This is a genomic window from Rhodococcus sp. NPDC078407, from assembly GCF_044542515.1.
Classification (GTDB): Bacteria; Actinomycetota; Actinomycetes; order Mycobacteriales; family Mycobacteriaceae; genus Rhodococcoides.
This window is the reverse complement of record NZ_JBITUQ010000021.1, coordinates 27,000-47,162: the sequence shown is the minus strand read 5'-3', so window position 1 is coordinate 47,162 and position 20,163 is coordinate 27,000. Positions and strand designations below refer to the sequence as shown.

Here is a 20,163-nt window from a genome sequence, read left to right as displayed (position 1 = left end):
CTCAACTCGTGTTCATCTGCTCACTAAGCTAACATTAAGGTGTGATCTACACAACACCCCCTCGCAGTCAACGACCCGTGCCACAGTCCATGCAGGCCAGCGTGCTCACCGGTGTGCAGGAGATACGAATGGAAGATCGGCCGGTGCCCACACCGGCCCACGACGAAGTACTCGTCGAGGTCACCGCGGTCGGAGTATGCGGTTCCGACGCGCACTACTACCGCGAGGGTCGCATCGGCGAATACGTCGTCGAGGGGCCCCTCGTACTCGGGCACGAGGCGGCGGGCGTCATCGTGGCCGTGGGCTCCGGGGTGTCCGACACCCGCGTCGGGCAGCGCGTCTCCATCGAACCGCAGCGGCCCGATCCCACCAGCGCGCAGTCACGTGCGGGCCGCTACAACCTGTGCCCGTCCATGGAGTTCTTCGCGACACCGCCCATCGACGGCGCGCTTGCGGAGTACGTGTTGATCCAATCGACGTTCGCACACGAGGTTCCCGACACCATCTCCGACGAAGCCGCGGCGCTGTTCGAGCCCCTGTCGGTGGGCATCGCATCGGTGCAGAAGGCACAGATCTCGGCCGGTTCGAGTGTGCTCATCGCGGGTGCGGGTCCCGTCGGTATCGTCACCGCGCAGGTCGCACGCGCCTTCGGTGCCACCGAGGTGATCGTCACCGACCTCGACGCTTCCCGCCGCGCCAACGCCGAGAAATTCGGCGCCACCCGGGTGCTGGACCCCGCGACCGAGGACGTGCGTGCCCTGACGGTCGACGCCTTCATCGACGCCTCCGGCGCAGCGCGCGCGGTGTTCGACGGCATCCACGCGGTCCGGCCCGCCGGCACGGTCGTCCTCGTCGGCATGGGCGGATCGGACTACCCCCTGCCGATCTCGCTGATCCAGAACCGAGAGTTGGTGGTCACCGGCGTCTTTCGCTACGCCAACACGTGGCCGATCGCACGCGAACTGGTGGCGTCGGGCATGGTGGATCTCGACGCGATGGTGACGTCGCGGTTCGGACTCGATGGCGTCGAGGATGCACTGAACGCCGACAAACAGCCCGGAAGCATCAAAGCCGTAGTGATTCCGGGACTTCCGAAGGAGACGAACGCATGAAGTTGAACTCGCACAACCTCGCCGACTTCATCGAGGACGTCGGAGTTCCGACGTACGACCGGTCCGAGGTGACGGTGGGCATCGTGCATTTCGGCGTCGGCGGCTTCCACCGAGCGCACCAGGCGATGTACATCGACCGTCTGCTGCAGCAGGGGCAAGCACTGGATTGGGGAATCTGCGGCGTCGGAGTACTGCCCGGCGACCGTCGAATGAACGATGTCATGCAGGCACAGGACTGCCTGTACACGTTGGCGCTCAAGCATTCCGACGGCACCTGGGACACCCGCGTCATCGGCTCCATCGTCGAATATCTGTTCGCGCCGGACGATGCCGAGGCAGTGATCGAGAAGATGGCGGCCGATACGACGAAGATCGTCTCGCTCACCATCACCGAGGGTGGCTACAATTTCTCGGCGACGACGGGCGAGTTCGACGCGAACAATCCGGCCATCGTGGCCGATCTGGCCGACGGTGCCGTTCCGGCAACCACATTCGGACTCGTCACCGAGGCCTTGGCCCGGCGCAGGGGACGTGGCCTCGAGCCGTTCACCATCATGTCCTGTGACAACATCGAGGGCAACGGTCACATGGCGCAGTCGACGTTCACGACGTTCGCGCGCCTGAAGGATCCGGCGTTGGCCGACTGGATCGAAGCGAAAGGCGCGTTCCCCAACTCGATGGTCGATCGCATCACTCCGGTCACGACACCGGAAGTGACCGAACAGCTTTCGCTGCGATACGCCATCGACGATCAGTGGCCCGTCGCAGGTGAGCCGTTCACGCAGTGGGTGCTCGAGGACAACTTCACTCTCGGTCGTCCGCCCCTGGAGGATGTGGGCGTGCAGGTGGTCGAGGACGTCACGCCCTACGAGCTGATGAAGCTGCGGTTGCTCAACGCCAGCCATCAGGCGCTCGCGTACTTCGGCTACCTCAGTGGCTATCGCCTCGTCCACGAGGTGTGCCAGGATTCATTGTTCGCAGACTTCCTTCTGGCCTACATGGACGAGGAGGCGACGCCGACGCTGCAGCCGGTGCCCGGCATCGATCTGACCGACTACAAGCGCACCCTGATCGAGCGGTTCTCCAACCCCGAGATTCGCGACACCGTCGCTCGTCTGTGTGCCGAGTCCTCGGACCGGATTCCCAAGTGGCTCTTGCCTGTCATCCGCAAGAATCTCGAGAGCGGCGGCGAGATCACGCGCTCCACCGCCGTGGTGGCCAGTTGGGCTCGCTACGCCGAGGCCGTCGACGAATCCGGTGAGCCCATCGAGATCGTCGACCAGTTGAAGGATTCACTGGTGCCCATCGCACGTAGTCAGCGCGAGAACCCTACGGCGTTCATCGAGAACCGCGCAGTGTTCGGGGATCTTGTCGACAACGAGCGCTTCGTCACCGAATACACGAAGCAACTGGCATCTCTGCAGGAACACGGAGCACGAGCGACGGTGGAAGCGCTCAGGTCGACTCACTGAAGCGTTCGGCGTCTCGCACCTGACCGGAGACGATGACGGTATCGCCTGCGCCGATGACCGTGTCCGCGGTGGCGTAGGTGAATCCTTCACCCTGACGCTTGACTGCGACGACGGTGACGCGGTGTTTGGTTCGGATCTGACTGTCGCCCAGCCTCTTCCCGATGATCGAGGAAGGAGGCGAGGTCTTGATCATGGCGAAACCGTCGTCGAATTCGATGTAGTCCATCATTCGGCCACGCACGAGGTGGGCGACGCGCTTGCCCATGTCGTGCTCGGGCCGCACCACATGATGCACGCCGATCTGGGTGAGAATCTTGGCGTGCGCGTTGCTGATCGCCTTGGCCCAGATGTTGGACACCGACAGGTTGATCAGCGCGGACGCGGTCAACAGACTCGCCTCCAGATCCGATCCGATGCCCACGACGGCGCGGTCGTACTCGTGCACCGACAATTGACGCAACGACTCCTCGTCGGTGGTGTCGGCAACCGCGGCGTGCGTCAGTCTGTCCGAGACACGTTGCACCACAGCCTCGTCGGTGTCGATACCGAGAACCTCGACACCCTGCCCCATCAACTCCAGGGCCAGCGACTTACCGAAGCGGCCGAGACCGAGGACGACGACGACTTCGGAGGACGGTTTCTTAGCCAATGAACGGCCTTTCCGTAGGAAGCGTGTAGCGCCGACCGCGGTCGCGGGCAGCAAGGGCGCTGACCAGAGTGATGGAACCGATGCGACCCAGGTACATCAGGACGATCAGAATCACCTGACCCCAGCCGGGCAACTGTGCGGTGATTCCCGTGGACAGACCCACGGTGGCGAATGCCGACACGACCTCGAACAGCAAGACGTCGAGGTCGAAGTCCGTGCCCGCCAGCAACGCAACGACCGGGAGCATGACCAACGCGACGCCGATCAGTGCCACGGTCAGCGCCTGCCGCTGAACTCGCGCGTCGATCCGACGGTCGAACACCGTCACCTCACGGTCACCGCGGATCTCCGCCAGGATGACGAACAACAGGAGTGCGAACGTGGTCACCTTGATGCCACCCGCCGTGCCGCCGCTGCCGCCGCCGATGAACATCAGAACGTCGGTGACCAACAAGGTCGCATTGTCGACATCGGCGTAGTCGACGCTGTTGAAACCTGCGGTGCGCGGCATGACGCCTGCGAAGGTGGCCACGAGCATCTTGTCCCAGAAGCCGAATCCGCCCAGCGTTCTGGACCACTCGAACAACATCACCACGGTCGGTCCGAGGATGAGGAGAACGCCGGTGACCGTCAGGGTCATTCGAGTGTGCAGCGACCACCGAGGAGAAGACCGACGGCCCCGCGCACGTGAGCGAACCCGTCGGGCGACCTCGAAGAGAACCGGAAACCCGATTCCGCCCAGCACCACTGCGATCAACAACGGAACACAGATCCACGGGTCGGTGGCGAACCCGATCATGTTGTCGCTGAACAGGGCGAAGCCGGCATTGTTGAACGCCGAGACAGCATGGAAGATCCCCAGCCACAGTGCACGCCCGAGGGGCTCGTCGTAGCCGAAGAAGAAGCGCGCAGACAGCGCGATCGCGACAGAGCCTTCGATGACGAGGCTGGTCCTGAACACACCGACGACGACGCTCTTCACGTCGCCCAGACCCGAGGTGCGGACCTCCGCGGCCGCATTGAGTCGGCCACGCAGGCCGATTCGATCGGCCAGAACCAGACCGACCAACGACGCGATCGTCATGATCCCGAAGCCGCCGATCTGAATCAGTCCGAGAATCACGCCCTGCCCGAAACCCGACCAGTACACCGGGGTGTCGACGACGATCAAACCCGTCAGACTGACCGCCGACGTGGACGTGAACAACGCCTGCAGAAATCCCGGCTCGTTCCCGGTCTGGGTGGAGCCCGGAATCATCAGCACGCCTGCACCCAGCACGATGGCCAGCGCGAAACCTGCCGCCATCACCCGAACCGGCGTCGGTCGAAAGATTGCAGACCATCGCGATGTTTGGCGAGCGTCCGTCACTCGGGAGACCCTACTGTGCGTTACGCGCACTGTGTGGCGAAGCCCGCGGGTCGTTCCGCAAGCTCCACTCCTAGGTGCCGCCAGGGGCACCCAACCGCGCCACTGCTCACGGCACGAGCCCACCCGGTGGTGATCTGCACGTCGTCGGGTCGAACGGCGACCAGGCGGGTAACGTCGGAAACGATCCGAAACTCATTGTTCGATCGCGAAAAAGGACACCTTCATGCCGGACGACGCTGTGCGTGAGCGTTCCTCGCACGAGGCGATTTCCTCTGCCCTCGCCGATGTGCACGCCATCCGCCCGGTGTTCCAACCCGTGATCGAACTCGGCTCCGGAACAGTCCTCGGATACGAGGCTCTGGCGCGCTGGCCCGAGTGGCCCTTACTGGACCTGGATTCCGTGTTCTCGACGGCGGCAGATCTGGGCGTGGTGGACGATCTCGATTGGGCGTGCCGCACCGGTGCGGTCGACGCAGCGCTCGCTGCAGGGATGTCGCAAGAACTCTGCTTGTTCGTCAACGTAGAACCCCACACCGCGACCGGACCGACCGACGCCGCCAAACGTGCGTTCGCAGCAGCCGAAGGCCGATTTTCCGTGGTGCTCGAGTTGACAGAGAGGTCTCTGCTGGCCGATCCCGCTGTGTTGTTGGCCGTGGTTGCCGACGGCCGGCGGGCAGGATGCCGCATTGCTCTCGACGACATCAGCGTGCATCCGGACACGGTCACCATGCTCGAGTTCGTCGCACCGGACATCATCAAGCTCGACCGTTCGTTGGTCCAGCAAGATCCGAATCGCGCGCAGGCGCGTGTGATCGCCGCGGTACGAGCGCATTCCGAGGCGACCGGGGCAACTGTTCTGGCAGAGGGCATCGAGAACGACGAACACCTCGCCCGCGCTCACTCGCTCGGGGCGGCACTGGGCCAGGGATGGCTGTTCGGAAGGCCCGGTCCTTTGCCCGAGTCGGTGCGGACCGCACCGGGTGCACTGTCGATTCTGAGCGAGCCCGTTGCGAACTCCGGTCTGGTCCCGAACCTGCCATCGGATCTGTTCGAGCTCGTGGCGCCGTCGATCGGTACCAAAGCCTTCATCCGCGCCATTTCCCGTCAAATCGAGGACCACGCCCGCGATACCAACGATTCGCTGGCCCTCATGTCCACCTTCCAGCACACGCGATGGTTCAGCCCGCCCGTCGCTGAGCAATACGCGCGGCTGGCCACCAAGCACGCATTCGTCGCGGCCGTGGGCGTCGGTTTGGGAGGGGAACCTGCCCCGGGTGTGCGCGGAGCAGATCTCGACCCCACGGAGGAGTTCACCCGAGAGTGGACGATCACCGCGGTAGGTCAGCACTACTTCTCGGCGCTCATCGCCCGCGATCTGGGCGATACGGACTGCGCGGACGCGGACCGTCGATTCGAGTTCGTGCACACGCACAATCGGCAGCTCGTCGTCGCCGCAGCCAGATCGCTCATGCGCCGCATCATTCCCGTGTGACCGCGGCTGGTATCGGCTAGCGCACCACAACCTTCGCCACCGTCCAGGCACGACCCTGCTCGCTCAGCGTGAAGCCGAGACCCGGGCGCGCGGACAGGTGCATGCGTCCGTCCCGGGTCTCGAGGTGCTCGTCGAACAGCGGGTCCAACCAGTCGAAGTGCTCCACCCACGTCTGCAGGGGATACACCGCTGCAAGGTGCAGGTGAATCTCCATGGCGAAGTGCGGAGCCAGCTGCAGATCGTGGTGCTCGGCCAACGTCGCCAGTTTCAGGAATTGCGTGATCCCGCCGATGCGAGGCGCGTCGGGCTGCAGGATGTCCACCGATCCGGCCTCGATGAGCCGCACGTGCTCGCCGACGCTGGCCAGCATCTCTCCAGTCGCGATGGAGGTGTCGAGGCTGCGAGCGAGCTGTGCGTGCCCCTCGGCATCGTAGGCGTCGAGGGGCTCTTCGATCCAGACGAGATCGAATTGCTCCAGTATCCGACCCATGCGCTGCGCAGTCGGGCGGTCCCATTGCTGATTGGCGTCCACCATCAGCGGGACATCGTCACCGAGGAATTCTCGGACCGCGGTGACGCGGTCGATGTCGGTGCGCCAATCCGGCTGCCCCACCTTGATTTTGATGCCCCCGATGCCGTTTGACAGCGACATCGCAGCGTTCTCGATGACCTCTTCGATCGGCGTGTGCAGAAATCCGCCGGACGTGTTGTACGTCTGCACCGAATCACGCGCCGAGCCGATCAGCTTGGCCAGTGGCAAACCGGCCCGCTTGGCTTTGAGATCCCACAGTGCGATGTCGATTAAGGCAATCGATTGCGTGGCAACGCCGCTGCGGCCGACCGAGGCTCCGGCCCACACCAGCTTGGTCCAGATCTTGCCGATATCGTTCGGGTCCTCGCCGATGAGAACCGGAGCAACTTCCTGGGCATGCGCAAACTGGGCCGGCCCGCCCGCACGTTTGGAGTATCCGAAACCGATTCCCTCATGGCCCTGTTCGGTACGTATCTCGGCGAACAGGAACACCACCTCGGTCATTGCCTTCTGCCGGCCGGTGAGCACCTTGGCGTCGCTGATCGGATTCTGCAGCGGTAGCACGATCGAGGACAGCGTCACCTCGGCGATACGGTCGATGCTCGCGGCCCCCGGGGCGAGTGCCACGATCGCCGCATTCGGTGCAGTGAGGCCGCTGGTCGGTTTGCCTGTTCCGATGGTCATCTACAACTCCTGAAATCGTCGATTACGTTGATTCGCAGCCTATTTCGACGAACAATGCCAGTCCAACACCATTTACCGGCGAATCGATGCCGCCAGTGCATCGATGTTCGACGCGATATCGGCGACCCGGCCCACGAACGTGTGATGCGTGACGCCCGACGAGTGGGAGTCATCAGCACGTTGTCGAGATCGCGGAACGGCAAGGAACTGGGTTCGCCCACCCCGTCCGGGCCCGGGTAGCTGTACCAGACATCGATGGCGGCTGCGGCAATCTCGTTACGCGACAACGCGTCGAACAGTGCCTGTTCCTGTACGAGAGGACCACGACCGACATTGACGAGTACCCCGTCACCGCCGAGCCTGCCCAGCTCTTCGGCACCGATCATGCCGCGGGTGTGCTCGTTCAGCGGCGCGGATACCACCAGTACATCCGCGAACTCGGCAAGCTTTCGCAAATCCCTTGCATCGGAGACCCACTCGAGCCCATCACCCGAAGCCCGACCGCTCCCGGTGACCGCAGCACCGGTTGCTCCGTACGCCCGAAACAGCTGCCAGGTTCGCTTGCCGATGTGCCCGAACCCGACGAAGCCGATGCGGGCTCCGCTCAGCGACAGCGGTTGCGCGATGCTCGGGTCGTAGACGGCAGTGGCGAACACCCCCGCACGAAGTGCACGATCCTGCTGCAGGAACTTGCGGCGCAGCAACACCGTTGCCGCGACGACGTACTCGGCGATCGACTGCTCGTGGTGAAAGGTGTTGCACACCTGCACGTCGGGGCCCAATCCAGAACGATCGACGTTGTCCGTTCCGGCACCGGCAACGTGCACCATGCGCAGTGTCGGCGCTGCAGCACCCATTGCTGCACTGAACTTGCCGCCGACGTACACGTCCGCGTCGCGATGTTCTTCGATGATCCGACGTTCGTCGAACGGGACGCACCAGATCACTTCTGTTTCGGCGGGTAGGTTCGCCTCGAACTGCTCGCGGTGCGGCAGCATGTTTCGATCGCCGACGACGATCTTCATCAGCGCACCAGGGCCGGCCGTTTGCTGTCGAACGTCCATCCTTCGATCAGGTACTGCATACCGATGGCGTCGTCGCGGGAGCCGAGACCTTCCTTCTGGTACAGCTCGTGCGCCGCATCGATCTGCTCGAAGTCGAGTTCGACGCCCAGGCCCGGCTTGTCGGGCACCGTGAGATAGCCGTCCTCGATCGTGAACGGCTCCTTGGTCACTCGCTGCCCGTCCTGCCAGATCCAGTGCGTGTCGATGGCGGTGATCGTCCCGGGCGCGGCCGCCGCAACATGGGTGAACATGGCCAGTGAGACGTCGAAGTGGTTGTTGGAGTGCGAACCCCACGTCATACCCCACGCATCGCACAGTTGAGCAACGCGGACCGAACCGGCCATAGTCCAGAAATGCGGATCGGCGAGTGGGATGTCCACGGCACCGGACCGGACGGTGTGGCCCATCTCCCGCCAGTCGGTGGCGATCATGTTGGTGGCGGTCTGCAACCCGGTGGCGCGCTTGAACTCCGTCATCACTTCACGTCCGGAGAAGCCGCCCTCCGGCCCGACGGGGTCTTCGGCGTAGGCCAACACGTCGCGTAGTCCACGACAGGCCTCGACCGCATCCTTCAGTAGCCAACCACCGTTGGGATCCAACGTGATTCGAGCCTCCGGGAATCGCTCGGCCAGTGCGCGCACCGCGGCGGCCTCCTCGGCGGCGGGCAGCGCACCGCCCTTCAGTTTGAAGTCCTGGAATCCGTAGCGCGCCTGCGCAGCCTCGGCGAGGCGCACGATCGACTCGGGATCCATGGCCTTCTCGTGCCTGATGCGCATCCAGTCGTCGGCACCGTCCGCCTCGTCGCCTGCACCGCGGTAGGCGAGGTCGGTCTTGTTCCGATCGGCCACGAAGAACAGATAGCCCAACGCTTGGACCTTCTCACGCTGCTGGCCGTCTCCCAACAGTGCTGCGACGCTGACGCCGAGGTGTTGGCCCAACAGGTCGAGCAAGGCCGATTCCACCGCGGTCACTGCGTGGATAGCGACACGCAGATCGAAGGTCTGTGCGCCGCGGCCGCCGGAGTCACGATCGGCGAACGCGCGACGCATCTCGGCCAGCACTGCGTTGTAGCGGCCGATCCCCTGGCCCTCGACCAGCGAACGAGCGTCCTCGAGGGTCTGGCGAATCGCCTCTCCACCCGGCACTTCGCCCACGCCGGTGCGCCCGTCCGAGTCGGTGAGCACCACCAGATTGCGGGTGAAGTACGGGGCGTGGGCTCCGCTGAGGTTCAGCAACATGTCGTCGTGTCCCGCGATCGGGATCACGCGCATCTCGGTGACGACGGGTGTGCTGGTGTGGACGTTCATGTCCGGCCTTTCTCGTACGCCATCGGTGACTCGGCTCACACGAGCGTAAGAGTGTCCATTGATTCCTGTCCAAGACCATCTGCGCATCAATCGATGCAGTCACGGTATCGGCGACCACAGGACAGACTCATCGGGCCTGGCAGTGAGATCGATACCACGACTGCATCAAAAGCGACATTATTCGACTTGGACATGTATCGATAAGCCTCCTACCGTGGTGAGCTATGAGCCAGGTCACGGTCTGGCGTCAGCGCACGTACCGCACCACAGCCTTAGGAGTCACCCCATGACAGCGTCGACGACACAGTCCACCAACCTCACCGGCCGGATGATCATCGCCGGCGTCCCGGTCTTCGGTGGCGGTACGCACATTCACGGCATCGACCCCAGCACCGGCGCACATCTCGAACCTGCCTACGGCCACGGAGATGAGGGCGACGTCGAGAAAGCCTGTGCCGCAGCAGCCGAAGCATTTGCCGATTACCGCGCCACTTCCTCGGAGACCAGGGCACAATTTCTCGAGGCCATCGCGGACAACATTGCGGCCCTCGGCGACACGCTGATCGAGCGCACCGTCGCCGAGTCCGGACTGCCAGTGGCTCGCATCACCGGCGAGGTCGGTCGCACCACCGGACAACTGCGCCTGTTCGCCTCGGTCCTGCGCGAGGGCAGTTGGAACGGTGCCCGCATCGATCCAGCTCAGCCCGAGCGCTCACCGCTCCCCCGCGCCGACATCCGCCAGCGGCAGATTCCGCTGGGACCGGTTGCAGTGTTCGGGGCCAGTAACTTCCCGCTCGCCTTCTCTGTCGCCGGCGGCGACACCGCCTCCGCCCTCGCGGCCGGATGCCCGGTGATCGTCAAGGCGCACGACGCGCATCCGGGAACGTCCGAACTGGTGGGACGCGCCATCACCGACGCCGTCGCCGCCACCGGAATGCCCTCGGGCACATTCTCTCTACTGTTCGGCTCCGGCAGAGGACTCGGCACCGCCCTGGTCACCGACCCTCGCGTCAAGGCAGTCGGATTCACCGGATCGCGTTCGGGTGGAACGGCTCTCGTCGCCGCCGCAGCTGGTCGTCGTGAGCCGATCCCGGTGTACGCGGAGATGAGTTCCATCAACCCCGTGTTCGTCATGGACGGCGCACTCGCCTCCCGCGGAGCCGAACTCGGCCGCGCTTTCGTCGCGTCGCTGACGATGGGCTCGGGTCAGTTCTGCACCAACCCCGGTCTCGTCATCGCCGTCGACGGCCCGGGCCTGCACTCCTTCTGCGAAGCGGCCGCTACCGCCGTCGCCGGCGCTGCGCCGACCACGATGCTGACCCCGAATATCGCGTCGAGTTACGCAGACGGGGTGGCCACGCTGTCCAACTCGGTCACCGAGTTCGCCCGAGGCATCGAGACCGACGCCCCCAATGCCTGCCGCGCAGCGTTGTTCGAGACCGATGCCGATACATTCCTCACGTCCGAGGCCGCGCAGGCCGAGGTGTTCGGTGCCTCGAGTCTCATCGTTCGCTGCACCGACGCACAGCAGGTTCGCGACGTTGCCGCACTGTTGGAAGGTCAGCTGACCGCCACCGTCCATGCCGACGAGTCCGATCACGCCGATGCAGGCAAACTGCTCTCGGTTCTCGAACTCAAGGCCGGCCGCATCCTGTTCGACGGATGGCCCACCGGCGTCGAGGTCGGCCACGCCATGGTGCACGGCGGCCCATTCCCCGCCACCTCCAACTCCCGCACGACGTCGGTCGGATCGCTCGCCATCGAGCGCTTCCTCCGCCCTGTTTCCTACCAGGACGTGCCGACATCGTTGCTACCCAGCGCAATTGCCGACGGCAATCCCGACGGTATCTTCCGCCGGATCGACGGCCAGCTCAACCGAGACTGACTCACCCCACCTAATTTTCGAGGAGATTTCCATGCTCGACGGCGTCCTGTTCTTCCCCGTCACCCCGTTCACCGCTTCCGGTGAGGTCGATTACGACCTACTGGGCGCTCATATCGCGAAGGGTGTCGACGCGGGACCCGGTGGAGTGTTCATCGCCTGCGGCACCGGCGAATTCCACGCCCTCGAACTCGAGGAGTTCGGCACGATCGTGCGTACCGCGGTCGACGTCGTCGCGGGTTGTGTTCCGGTCTACGCCGGTGCGGGCGGTTCCGTCGCCCAGGCCAAAGCGTTCGCGGTGGCTGCGAAGGCCAACGGAGCGGACGGCATCCTGCTGCTGCCGCCGTATCTGGTGACGATGCCGCAGGCCGGTCTGGTCAACTACACCAAGGCCGTGGCCGCCGCGTCCGATCTGCCGCTGATCGTCTACAACCGCGGCAACGCGCGCTTCACCGAAGAGTCTGCCATCGAGGTAGCGCAGCTGCCCACCGTCGTCGGATTCAAGGACGGCACAGGTGATCTCGATCAGGTCGGTCGCATAGTCCGCGCCGTTCTCGATGCCCTGGAGCCCTCGGGCAAGCCCTTCCAGTTCTTCAACGGCCTACCCACCGCCGAGGTCTCGCAGCAGGCGTACCGAGCGATCGGTGTCACGCTGTACTCCTCCGCGACGTTCGCCTTCGCCCCCGAACTGGCACTGGCGTTCTACCGGTCTCTCGACAGTGGTAACGAGAAGCTCACTGCCGCATTGCTTCGCGAGTTCTTCCATCCGCTCGTGCGCCTGCGCGACAAGGTGCCGGGTTACGCCGTCTCCCTCATCAAGGCCGGCGTGACGATGGAGGGTATCGAGGCAGGGCCCGTTCGCCCGCCGCTGGTGGACATCAGCGCACCGCATCTCGAGGAGCTCACCGCTATCGTTGCCGCCGGCCGGGCCGTGCTCGCAGACGAGCTCGCGGTGCACTGATGCGGGGACCGGTTCTGATCACCGGCGCCCGGATCACTCCGATCGCCTTCGTCGATCCCCCGTTGCTCAACACGGTCGGGGTGCACCAGCCCTACGCGCTGCGCGCGATCATCCAACTGGACACCGGTAGCGGCGTCGTCGGGCTCGGTGAAACATATGCCGACACTGCACATCTGGCTCGGCTCGAGGCGGCAGCGCAGGCCATCACCGGTCTGGACGTGTTCGGTCTCAACGCGATTCGAGACGCCATCGACACCGTTCTGGGGACGCTGTCGATCACCGGTGGCGACGGCGTCGCGGGAATGGTCACCACCGCCAGCACCACCGACAGAGTATTCTCGCCGTTCGAGATCGCCTGCCTGGACGTGCAGGGCAAGGTACTCGGTCGGCCGGTGTCCGATCTGCTCGGCGGCACAGTTCGGGATTCGGTTCCGTTCAGCGCGTACCTGTTCTACAAGTGGGCAGCGCATCCCGGCGCACAGCCCGACGAATGGGGCGAGGCCATCGACCCGGCCGGACTGGTACGGCAGGCCCGAAAGATGATCGACGAGTACGGCTTCGAGGCCATCAAGGTCAAGGGCGGTGTCTTTCCACCCGACGAGGAGATAGCCGGAATCAAAGCGCTGCGGGAGGCGTTCCCGGAGCTGCCGCTGCGGCTGGATCCCAACGCCGCGTGGACGGTCGACACGTCGATCCGCGTCGCCTCCGAGCTGGACGGCGTCGTGGAATACCTCGAGGACCCGACACCCGGGCTCGACGGGATGGCCGAGGTCGCGCGGGAGGCGAAGATGCCTCTGGCGACCAACATGTGCGTCGTGGCCTTCGATCACCTGAAGCCTGCCGTGCTGAAGGACTCGGTGCAGGTGGTGCTGTCCGACCATCATTACTGGGGCGGCCTGCAGCGCTCGAGGTTGCTCGCCGGAATCTGTGACACTTTCGAGATGGGCCTGTCGATGCACTCGAACAGCCACCTCGGCATCAGTCTGGCCGCAATGGTTCACCTCGCCGCGGCGACGCCGAATCTCACCTACGCCTGTGACACCCACTGGCCGTGGAAGCACGAGGACGTCGTCGTGCCAGGAGTGTTGAACTTCGTCGACGGCGCGGTGGCCGTTCCCACCGGGCCCGGTCTCGGCGTCGAGATCGACGAGGACGCACTGGCGACACTGCATCAGCAGTACCTCGACTGCGGTATCCGCGACCGCGACGACACGGGATACATGCAGAGCATCGATCCGAACTTCGAGAACACCTGCCCGCGTTGGTGATCAGCTCCGACTCTGCAGCGGTTCGACGATGTTGGCGAGCATCGTCGCGATCGTGGCGACAACCATGCGTCGTTCCGCGGCATAACCACTCTGATACCAGGTCATCGCCGTGTGACTGATAGCGCCGATGGCGGCGGTGGCGAGCAGGTCGACGTCCAGATCGGGACTCGACGGCACGTCGCCCGCGAACGTGCGGAGATAGCCGAGCAGCAAAGTTCCGAACTGCTGCATCACCTCGAGGTACGTCTGCTCCACCCGCTGGCTGACCCCGAGCACCTCGAGCCACACCACGCGGGCGAGGTGCGGATCCTCGACCGCTCGAAAGAACGGTTCGAGCAACTGCTCGGCAACGGCCTTCAGACCACTGTCGGGGTCGAGCTCCGCCATCACCTCCGCTACCGAGTTCGTCAGCTGTGCAATACATTCCGAGTAGACGGCGAGGAGAAGGTCTTCGGTCTTGTCGAAGTACTGGTAGAAGTGGCGATCGGCGATCTTGGCCTCGCGACAGAGCCCGCGGACGGTAGCGGCTCGGTACCCGGTGCTGCCGAACACCCGAAGTCCTGCGTCCATCAACTGCTTCCGCCTGCGATCATCGCGGTCGGCGGCACTCTCACCGCCATAGGCACGACCGGAGGTGTCGGTCACCGCGCTCATGGCCGTCGGGCATCCAACTCGGCTGTCAAGCCGATCAATCTGGCGTCTCGCTCCATCTTGGCATCCAGGATCGGATTGGCTATTCCGCGCAGCATCGAGATTGGAATCCATCGCCGGGGTACGGCGATGCGCGGAGCTCGGCGTCCGATCCCTCGCACAGCCACGCGGGCGAGCTTGTCCGGTGTGATCGGTCGGACCAGCGGAGTGGGAAAAGCTCGGGCGATCATCTCGGTCGCGACGGTGTCGCCGCCGAATGCGACCTCGGCGATGGGTGTGGCCACCCACCCCGGGTACAGCACTCCGGCAGTAGCTCTCGTGCCTGCCAATTCCAGACGCAGGGCACGGCCCAGTTGTTCGACGGCCGCCTTCGATGCCGCATACGGCGCATTGGCCAGTCCGTTGAGGTAGGCGTAGGTGGACGAGGTGAGCAGCACGTACCCGCCGGACTCGACGATGTGTGGCAGCGCCGCTCGCACCGTGTTCCACACCCCCTGCAGGTTGACGCCGATCACCCGCTCGAAAACTCCGTCGTCGATAGACCGCACCGTCGATGCCTGTGCACCGCTCGAGATTCCGGCGTTGGCCATCACGATGTCGAGGGTGCCGAATCTGTCGATCGCAGTGGCAACAGCCGCGTCCAACTGCGCCCGCACAGTGACATCGGCGTAGGCGATCGCCACGCGCTGGTTGCCCAGTGCCGCCGCCACCGATTCGAGGTCCGTCGAGACCATGTCGACAAGAACGATCGAGGCACCGCGTCGATGCAGGGCCGACGCGACGGCGGATCCGATGCCTCCTGCTGCTCCGGTGATCAGTGCTACCCGGCCCGAGAAGTCCTTCATGCCGATACCTCGTCACGTGTAGCGGGCACGGTCGGTGCCATGTGGAGGTGATGTTCTTCGGGCCGAAAACGCTTGGCCCAGCGGCGGAACGTGAAGCTGAAGCCGGGGAACATGGCGACGACGTGACCGGATTTGGACTGGTACCAGCTGTGGCAGCCGCCGTCCTTCCAGACGGTGCCCTCCATCTCACGGTGGATCGTGTCGCTGTATTTCTGCTCTGCATCCGCGGTGACCTCGATGGCCGTTGCCCCCGCCTTTCGGACGGCGTCCACGGCCCGCACGATGTACTCCATTTGCGCCTCGATGAGGAAGATGGCTGAGGTGTGCCCGATTCCGGTGTTCGGTCCGGTGACGACGAACAGGTTGGGGAAACCTGGAATCGTGGTGCCGAGGTAGGCACGGGGGTACGGATCCCATACCTTGGACAGAGCCCGTCCGTCGCGGCCGATCACGGGATACGAGATGACGCCGTCGGTGGCGTCGTATCCGGTGGACCACACCAGAAGGTCGACGTCGACCTGTTCGCCTGTGGTGGTGACTATCCCGGTTTCGGTGATTTCGGCGATAACGTCGTTCTTGTCGTGCAGAGTGACGTTCGTCTGCCCCAACGCCGGATACAGGGTGTTCGACAGCAGCACTCGTTTGCACCCGATGGTGTAGTCCGGGGTGACCTTCGCCCGAAGCTGGGAGTCCGGAACCTGGGTTTCGATGTGCTTCAGGGCAGTACGCTGCGCCACGGCTTTCAGCATTCGCCGCGAGTACTTGAACCCGATGATGCGAGTCTCGAGACTCCAGTAGATACCGGCCCGAACCAACCGTCGAACAGGCTCTATTCGCAGCATCTTTCGCTGCAGCGGCGTGAATTCACGATCGTTGCGCGGCATCACCCAGTGCGGGGTGCGCTGAAAGACGTGCAACGTCTCTACGTCGGGTTGGATTGCCGGGATCACCTGCGCCGCGCTGGCACCGCTGCCGACGATGGCCACCCGCTTGCCGGTGTGATCGTAGGAGGTGTCCCAGTCGTTGGTGTGGAACTGCTTGCCGCGGAACTTCTCTCGACCCGGAAACGGCGGAATCACCGGGGTGCTGAGTGGGCCCGACGCGTTGACGACGAACTTCGCCGCGTACTCGCCGCGCGAAGTGATGATGGTCCAGTGGTCTCCCGCCCATTCGATCTTCCGGACGTCGGTATCGAGATGCGTGCGTGCCGGCAACCCGTTCGATTCGAGTACGTGATCGGTGTAGCGCTCGAGTTCCTCGCGTTCGGCGAACATGCGCGACCATTCGAAGGGCTCCGACGCGATCGAGTACAGCGGACTCTGGACGTCGACGGCAGCACCCGGGTAGCGATTCTGCTTCCACGTACCGCCCAGGAAGGGTCGTCTTTCGAGGATGACGAAGTCGTCTATCCCTCGACCGAGCAGAGCTTTGGCGGCGCACTGACCGCCGAACCCGCTACCGATGATCACCGCTGTGTGGACGTGCATGCCGTCTGACCCCCCACGTGAGCCGCATCCGATGATGCGCATCATCACTTTAAAGTGATGATGCGTGATTCCACAATGGTGAGAGTGTCGGTCACCACCCTTTCTCGACCGAAGCTGTCGATGCCGTCCTGAACAACATCGCGAATCCGGCTGCTGCCACCAACGCCGCCACCATCACTACGTAGGACGCGCGCTCGTCCCCCGACACCGTGGTGGCTGCGGTCGCGGCCGAGAGGCCGACTGCTCCGCCGAATTGCTTGGCCGTGTTCATCAGTCCGGACGCTGCCCCAGCTTCTTCCTGCGCTACGCCCGAGGTCACAACGGTCGCGAGCGGAGTGTTCATCAGCCCTCCGCCGATTCCGATGACGAGCGAGGGGCCGAGAACCGCCTGCGCGAAGTCCCCTGTCGTCGACCACCCGATCCACCACACACCCGCTGCTGCAACAAGCGCTCCGACGGTGATCAGAACACGGGCACCGACTCGGCCGAGCAGTCGCGGCACCACCGCAAGATTCACCACCAGCAGCGACACCGTCAGCGGTAGGAACGCGAGCCCGGTCTCCACCGGGGAGTACCCCCAATCGCGCTGGAGGCGGAAGGTCAGGAAGTACCAGATGCTCACCTGAAAGCAGATCGCTGTCAGCGCAGTGGCTGCCGTTCCGAGGGCGATATTCGGTCGAAGCCACAAGCTCGACGGGATCAGCGGGACAGCGCTCGACCTGTCTTGCCGCACCCAGGCCACGGTCAACGCCACACTCAGCGCGACCGCTACGAGAACCGGTCCCGTAATACGACCGCGCTCGGCAAACAGCGACAACGCATACACGGCCGACCCGAATGCCAGGATCGACGCGGCGACGGACGACCACCTCACCCTCGCCACGGGAGTCGGCCGCCTGGAAATCAGGACTCGGGACGCGACCACCACAAGCACACCGATCGGCACGTTGATCAACAGAACCGAACGCCAGGAGGAGAATTCGGTCAAGGCTCCGCTGACGACGTTGCCGATCCCGCCGCCCGCCACACTGACCGCCGTCCACAGTGCGATCGCTCGCGTCCGATCAGGTCCTTCTCGGTAAGTAACGGTCAGCAGTGTGAACGTGGCCGGAGACAACGCGGCGGCTGCCAGACCCTGGCCGATGCGGGCCACAACCAGCATCCACCCGGTTACGGCCAGACCGCCGAGGATGCTCGCACCGGTGAACGCGACCGTGCTCCACAACAGAACGCGCGCAGCGCCCATTCCGTCGGCCACTCGGGCGGCCGCCAACAGTGCGCCCGCGAACGCCACGCTGTACCCCATGGCGACCCACGACGTCATGGCGACACCCAGGCGCAGGTCCTGCTGCATGGACGGGAGGGCGACGTTGACAACCGATACATCCACGACGACGACGAGTTGCGCTACGGATGCCACCCACAGCGCACGATGTGAGCCCATCGCTCCCCCTTTGATACATGCGTATAACTGATACGAATGTATCAAACGGACGGAGCGCGCGAATGACCAACGAACAACGGACGACGCAGATCCTCGACGCGGTCGAACGCCTCCTCGCCCGCGGTGGCCTCGAGGCGGTCACGATGCGCGCCATTGCTACCGAAGCGGGTGTGTCACTCCGGTTGGTGCAGTACTACGGAAGCAGCAAGGACGAGCTGCTGCACTCCGCGCTCAGACGCCTGTCCTACCGCAGCGTGGAGCGGTGGCAGCACGCGTCCTCCGTAGGTGAGCACTCCTCGATCGAGACCTTCCTCCTCGAAGCGTTGCCCACCGACGACGAGAGCCGCTCGCTCCACCGCATCGGCGTATCGCTCGAATTGCTCTCCATCACAACCGAATCGCCGGTGGCCGATGCGTACCGCGCCCACCTGTCGGCGATTCACGATCATCTGGTCGATCTCTACCGAACCCGGTGGCCCGAATCGAGCCGAGTTCGGGCGACCGAACGTGCCACGCAGTGCATGGCCTTCATGCACGGGCTCGGGTCCCTGGTGATGGCCGGTCACACGACACTGGACCTAGCGCGCGCGTCGATCGCGGACTTCCTGGACCGATGGTCGGAGTGACACGGTCCCTGTCTTACGCCGCCGCTTGCCCGCCGGATCACAAGAAGTGTCACGTGCTCGATGGTCCGTCGGCTCGGGAGCCGAGCTTCGGAACCGGCGTCAACACGGCCGCAACTCCCACCAGGGCAGGGATCACGGCCAGTCCGAGCACCACTGGAACGTATCCGCCGAACACGTCGTGTCCCAGCGACAATGCCAGCGGGCCGAATGCCGTTGACCCCACACCGATCATCGTTGCCACACCTCGTATTCCGCCGATGTGCGCGGTGCCGAAGTAGTGCGCGTACGCCGCCGCCTCGATGGCACGCATCGAGCCCGCCGCACACCCCAGGATCAGTCCGTACACGATCGCCATGAAGCCGGGTGCTACCAGCGGGATCGACACCAGAGCTGCGCACAACAAGGCCATCGATATCGCGACCCCGAGCTTCGGAGCCATCGAATCGGCCAACGCTCCGAGAGCCAACGTGCTCACCAACCCGGCAACCGTCTGCGGGATGAAGTTGGCTGCTGCAGCGGTGGCGCTCAATCCCTGCTCGCCCAGCAGAGACACCTGGTGAAAGTTGACCGCTGTGCTGAGCATTCCGGATGCGGCCAGACCTGCTGCGATAGCCCAGAACATCGGTGTTCGGAGAGCCTTCCGAGTGGTCCACACGTCCGTTTCGTCGGCAGCACCCGATGTGCGCTTGTCGGCCGACGCTGCGGACACAGGTTTCACTCTCCCTGCCGACCGCAGCCCTATCAGCGCTACCGGAACAACGATCAGCCACACGGCAATTCCCTCGTACCGCCATACGGCATCCACGCCGTAGCTCGAGACGAGGCGCTCGAGAAGCACCGGTGCCAGTGAGATTCCCGCTGATCCTGCCGCGGCGGTTATGCCGAGCGCCAGTCCGCGGCGCTGCGTCACGTGGACCGCGACTGCGGTGGTGGCGGCGAGTCCGAGTGCGCCCTGGCCGACCATTCGGATGCCGACGAACCCTGCCGTCAGCCCGAAAACGTCAGCCGCGAAGCTCAATCCGACGAGGACGGCACCGAAGATCAACCCGAGAACGGTCATGACTGCGCGAACGCCGTACCGGTCGAGCGCTCTGCCCACCATCGGCATCGCCGACGCTCCGGCGAGCGTACCGATGAGGTAACTGAGCGACAGATCAGTTCGGGTGATACCCAGTTCCTCGATGAGGGGATCGGTGAACACCGAGATAGCAGCCGTCTGACCAGGAGCGGTCATGATCGATGCGATACTCGCCATGGCCACTATCAGCCACGGCGAGCTCGATTGGGTCCCGCTCCCGGGGTTGGTTGGAAGAAGACG

Annotated in this window: 16 protein-coding genes and 1 pseudogene; 7 read left to right on the top strand and 10 right to left on the bottom strand. The window is 64.4% G+C overall.

Annotated elements, in window-relative coordinates; all coding sequences use genetic code 11:
- Positions 1–89 precede the first annotated feature (89 nt).
- Both ACIGGF_RS19285 and ACIGGF_RS19280 read left to right on the top strand, forming a co-directional pair.
- Positions 90–1,112: an NAD(P)-dependent alcohol dehydrogenase gene (locus ACIGGF_RS19285; protein ID WP_397522814.1), complete on the top strand. Its 1,023-nt coding sequence runs from the start codon at positions 90–92 to the stop codon at positions 1,110–1,112.
- On the top strand, positions 1,109–2,584 hold the full coding sequence (locus ACIGGF_RS19280) for a mannitol dehydrogenase family protein (protein WP_397522764.1): 1,476 nt from the start codon (positions 1,109–1,111) through the stop codon (positions 2,582–2,584). Before ACIGGF_RS19285 ends, ACIGGF_RS19280 begins: the two co-directional genes overlap by 4 nt.
- Here the strand turns inward: ACIGGF_RS19280 and ACIGGF_RS19275 are convergent.
- Both ACIGGF_RS19275 and ACIGGF_RS19270 read right to left on the bottom strand, forming a co-directional pair.
- Complete coding sequence (locus tag ACIGGF_RS19275; protein WP_397522763.1) at positions 2,568–3,233, bottom strand: potassium channel family protein; 666 nt, start codon at positions 3,231–3,233, stop codon at positions 2,568–2,570. The genes ACIGGF_RS19280 and ACIGGF_RS19275 overlap by 17 nt on opposite strands.
- Positions 3,226–4,539: a TrkH family potassium uptake protein gene (locus ACIGGF_RS19270; protein WP_397522813.1), complete on the bottom strand. Its 1,314-nt coding sequence runs from the start codon at positions 4,537–4,539 to the stop codon at positions 3,226–3,228. Before ACIGGF_RS19270 ends, ACIGGF_RS19275 begins: the two co-directional genes overlap by 8 nt.
- 286 nt (positions 4,540–4,825) lie before the next feature.
- On the opposite strand from ACIGGF_RS19270, the gene ACIGGF_RS19265 reads away from it, so the two are divergent.
- Positions 4,826–6,094, top strand: coding sequence for an EAL domain-containing protein (locus tag ACIGGF_RS19265; protein ID WP_397522762.1), 1,269 nt, complete (start codon positions 4,826–4,828; stop codon positions 6,092–6,094).
- Positions 6,095–6,110: 16 nt separating this feature from the next.
- On the opposite strand, the gene ACIGGF_RS19260 is transcribed toward ACIGGF_RS19265, so the two are convergent.
- The 3 genes and pseudogenes from ACIGGF_RS19260 to ACIGGF_RS19250 form a co-directional block, all read right to left on the bottom strand.
- Positions 6,111–7,310 carry a mandelate racemase/muconate lactonizing enzyme family protein gene (locus ACIGGF_RS19260; RefSeq protein ID WP_397522761.1) on the bottom strand — a complete coding sequence of 400 codons (1,200 nt, stop codon included), beginning with the start codon at positions 7,308–7,310 and terminating at the stop codon, positions 6,111–6,113.
- Positions 7,311–7,382: 72 nt separating this feature from the next.
- Positions 7,383–8,335: pseudogene (locus ACIGGF_RS19255) on the bottom strand (2-hydroxyacid dehydrogenase).
- Positions 8,335–9,681: an enolase C-terminal domain-like protein gene (locus ACIGGF_RS19250; RefSeq protein ID WP_397522760.1), complete on the bottom strand. Its 1,347-nt coding sequence runs from the start codon at positions 9,679–9,681 to the stop codon at positions 8,335–8,337. The pseudogene ACIGGF_RS19255 and the gene ACIGGF_RS19250 overlap by 1 nt, the downstream one beginning before the upstream one ends.
- Positions 9,682–9,967: 286 nt before the next feature.
- On the opposite strand from ACIGGF_RS19250, the gene ACIGGF_RS19245 reads away from it, so the two are divergent.
- The 3 genes from ACIGGF_RS19245 to ACIGGF_RS19235 are packed head-to-tail and all read left to right on the top strand — an operon-like array spanning position 9,968 to position 13,792.
- A complete protein-coding gene (locus tag ACIGGF_RS19245; RefSeq protein WP_397522759.1) occupies positions 9,968–11,566 on the top strand; it encodes an aldehyde dehydrogenase (NADP(+)) in 1,599 nt (532 codons plus the stop codon).
- Between the two features lie 31 nt (positions 11,567–11,597).
- Complete coding sequence (locus tag ACIGGF_RS19240; RefSeq protein ID WP_397522758.1) at positions 11,598–12,524, top strand: 5-dehydro-4-deoxyglucarate dehydratase; 927 nt, start codon at positions 11,598–11,600, stop codon at positions 12,522–12,524.
- Positions 12,524–13,792, top strand: a complete 1,269-nt coding sequence (locus ACIGGF_RS19235; RefSeq protein ID WP_397522757.1) for a glucarate dehydratase family protein — start codon at positions 12,524–12,526, stop codon at positions 13,790–13,792. The genes ACIGGF_RS19240 and ACIGGF_RS19235 overlap by 1 nt, the downstream gene beginning before the upstream one ends.
- Here ACIGGF_RS19235 and ACIGGF_RS19230 read toward each other — a convergent pair whose 3' ends face one another.
- The 4 genes from ACIGGF_RS19230 to ACIGGF_RS19215 form a co-directional block, all read right to left on the bottom strand.
- Positions 13,793–14,446, bottom strand: a complete 654-nt coding sequence (locus ACIGGF_RS19230) for a TetR/AcrR family transcriptional regulator (RefSeq protein ID WP_397522756.1) — start codon at positions 14,444–14,446, stop codon at positions 13,793–13,795.
- Positions 14,443–15,288, bottom strand: coding sequence for an SDR family NAD(P)-dependent oxidoreductase (locus tag ACIGGF_RS19225; RefSeq protein ID WP_397522755.1), 846 nt, complete (start codon positions 15,286–15,288; stop codon positions 14,443–14,445). Before ACIGGF_RS19225 ends, ACIGGF_RS19230 begins: the two co-directional genes overlap by 4 nt.
- A complete protein-coding gene (locus ACIGGF_RS19220) occupies positions 15,285–16,775 on the bottom strand; it encodes a flavin-containing monooxygenase (RefSeq protein ID WP_397522754.1) in 1,491 nt (496 codons plus the stop codon). The genes ACIGGF_RS19225 and ACIGGF_RS19220 overlap by 4 nt, the downstream gene beginning before the upstream one ends.
- 91 nt (positions 16,776–16,866) lie before the next feature.
- Positions 16,867–18,219, bottom strand: coding sequence for an MFS transporter (locus tag ACIGGF_RS19215; protein ID WP_397522753.1), 1,353 nt, complete (start codon positions 18,217–18,219; stop codon positions 16,867–16,869).
- Between the two features lie 62 nt (positions 18,220–18,281).
- Here ACIGGF_RS19215 and ACIGGF_RS19210 point away from each other — a divergent pair, with 62 nt between their 5' ends.
- Positions 18,282–18,845, top strand: a complete 564-nt coding sequence (locus ACIGGF_RS19210) for a TetR/AcrR family transcriptional regulator (protein WP_397522752.1) — start codon at positions 18,282–18,284, stop codon at positions 18,843–18,845.
- 49 nt (positions 18,846–18,894) lie between these two features.
- Here the strand turns inward: ACIGGF_RS19210 and ACIGGF_RS19205 are convergent, their stop codons facing one another.
- Positions 18,895–20,079: an MFS transporter gene (locus tag ACIGGF_RS19205; protein ID WP_397522751.1), complete on the bottom strand. Its 1,185-nt coding sequence runs from the start codon at positions 20,077–20,079 to the stop codon at positions 18,895–18,897.
- Between the last annotated feature and the right edge of the window lie 84 nt (positions 20,080–20,163).

Bases quoted from the DNA above. Each gene is read 5' to 3' on its own strand.
- ACIGGF_RS19235 (WP_397522757.1), top strand. From the start codon at position 12,524: ATGCGGGGACCGGTTCTGATCACCGGCGCCCGGATCACTCCGATCGCC.
- ACIGGF_RS19270 (WP_397522813.1), bottom strand. From the start codon at position 4,539: ATGGCGGCAGGTTTCGCGCTGGCCATCGTGCTGGGTGCAGGCGTGCTG.
- ACIGGF_RS19260 (WP_397522761.1), bottom strand. From the start codon at position 7,310: ATGACCATCGGAACAGGCAAACCGACCAGCGGCCTCACTGCACCGAAT.
- ACIGGF_RS19280 (WP_397522764.1), top strand. From the start codon at position 1,109: ATGAAGTTGAACTCGCACAACCTCGCCGACTTCATCGAGGACGTCGGA.
- ACIGGF_RS19240 (WP_397522758.1), top strand. From the start codon at position 11,598: ATGCTCGACGGCGTCCTGTTCTTCCCCGTCACCCCGTTCACCGCTTCC.
- ACIGGF_RS19215 (WP_397522753.1), bottom strand. From the start codon at position 18,219: ATGGGCTCACATCGTGCGCTGTGGGTGGCATCCGTAGCGCAACTCGTC.
- ACIGGF_RS19225 (WP_397522755.1), bottom strand. From the start codon at position 15,288: ATGAAGGACTTCTCGGGCCGGGTAGCACTGATCACCGGAGCAGCAGGA.
- ACIGGF_RS19230 (WP_397522756.1), bottom strand. From the start codon at position 14,446: ATGAGCGCGGTGACCGACACCTCCGGTCGTGCCTATGGCGGTGAGAGT.
- ACIGGF_RS19245 (WP_397522759.1), top strand. From the start codon at position 9,968: ATGACAGCGTCGACGACACAGTCCACCAACCTCACCGGCCGGATGATC.
- ACIGGF_RS19265 (WP_397522762.1), top strand. From the start codon at position 4,826: ATGCCGGACGACGCTGTGCGTGAGCGTTCCTCGCACGAGGCGATTTCC.
- ACIGGF_RS19285 (WP_397522814.1), top strand. From the start codon at position 90: ATGCAGGCCAGCGTGCTCACCGGTGTGCAGGAGATACGAATGGAAGAT.
- ACIGGF_RS19205 (WP_397522751.1), bottom strand. From the start codon at position 20,079: ATGACCGCTCCTGGTCAGACGGCTGCTATCTCGGTGTTCACCGATCCC.
- ACIGGF_RS19250 (WP_397522760.1), bottom strand. From the start codon at position 9,681: ATGAACGTCCACACCAGCACACCCGTCGTCACCGAGATGCGCGTGATC.
- ACIGGF_RS19220 (WP_397522754.1), bottom strand. From the start codon at position 16,775: ATGCACGTCCACACAGCGGTGATCATCGGTAGCGGGTTCGGCGGTCAG.
- ACIGGF_RS19210 (WP_397522752.1), top strand. From the start codon at position 18,282: ATGACCAACGAACAACGGACGACGCAGATCCTCGACGCGGTCGAACGC.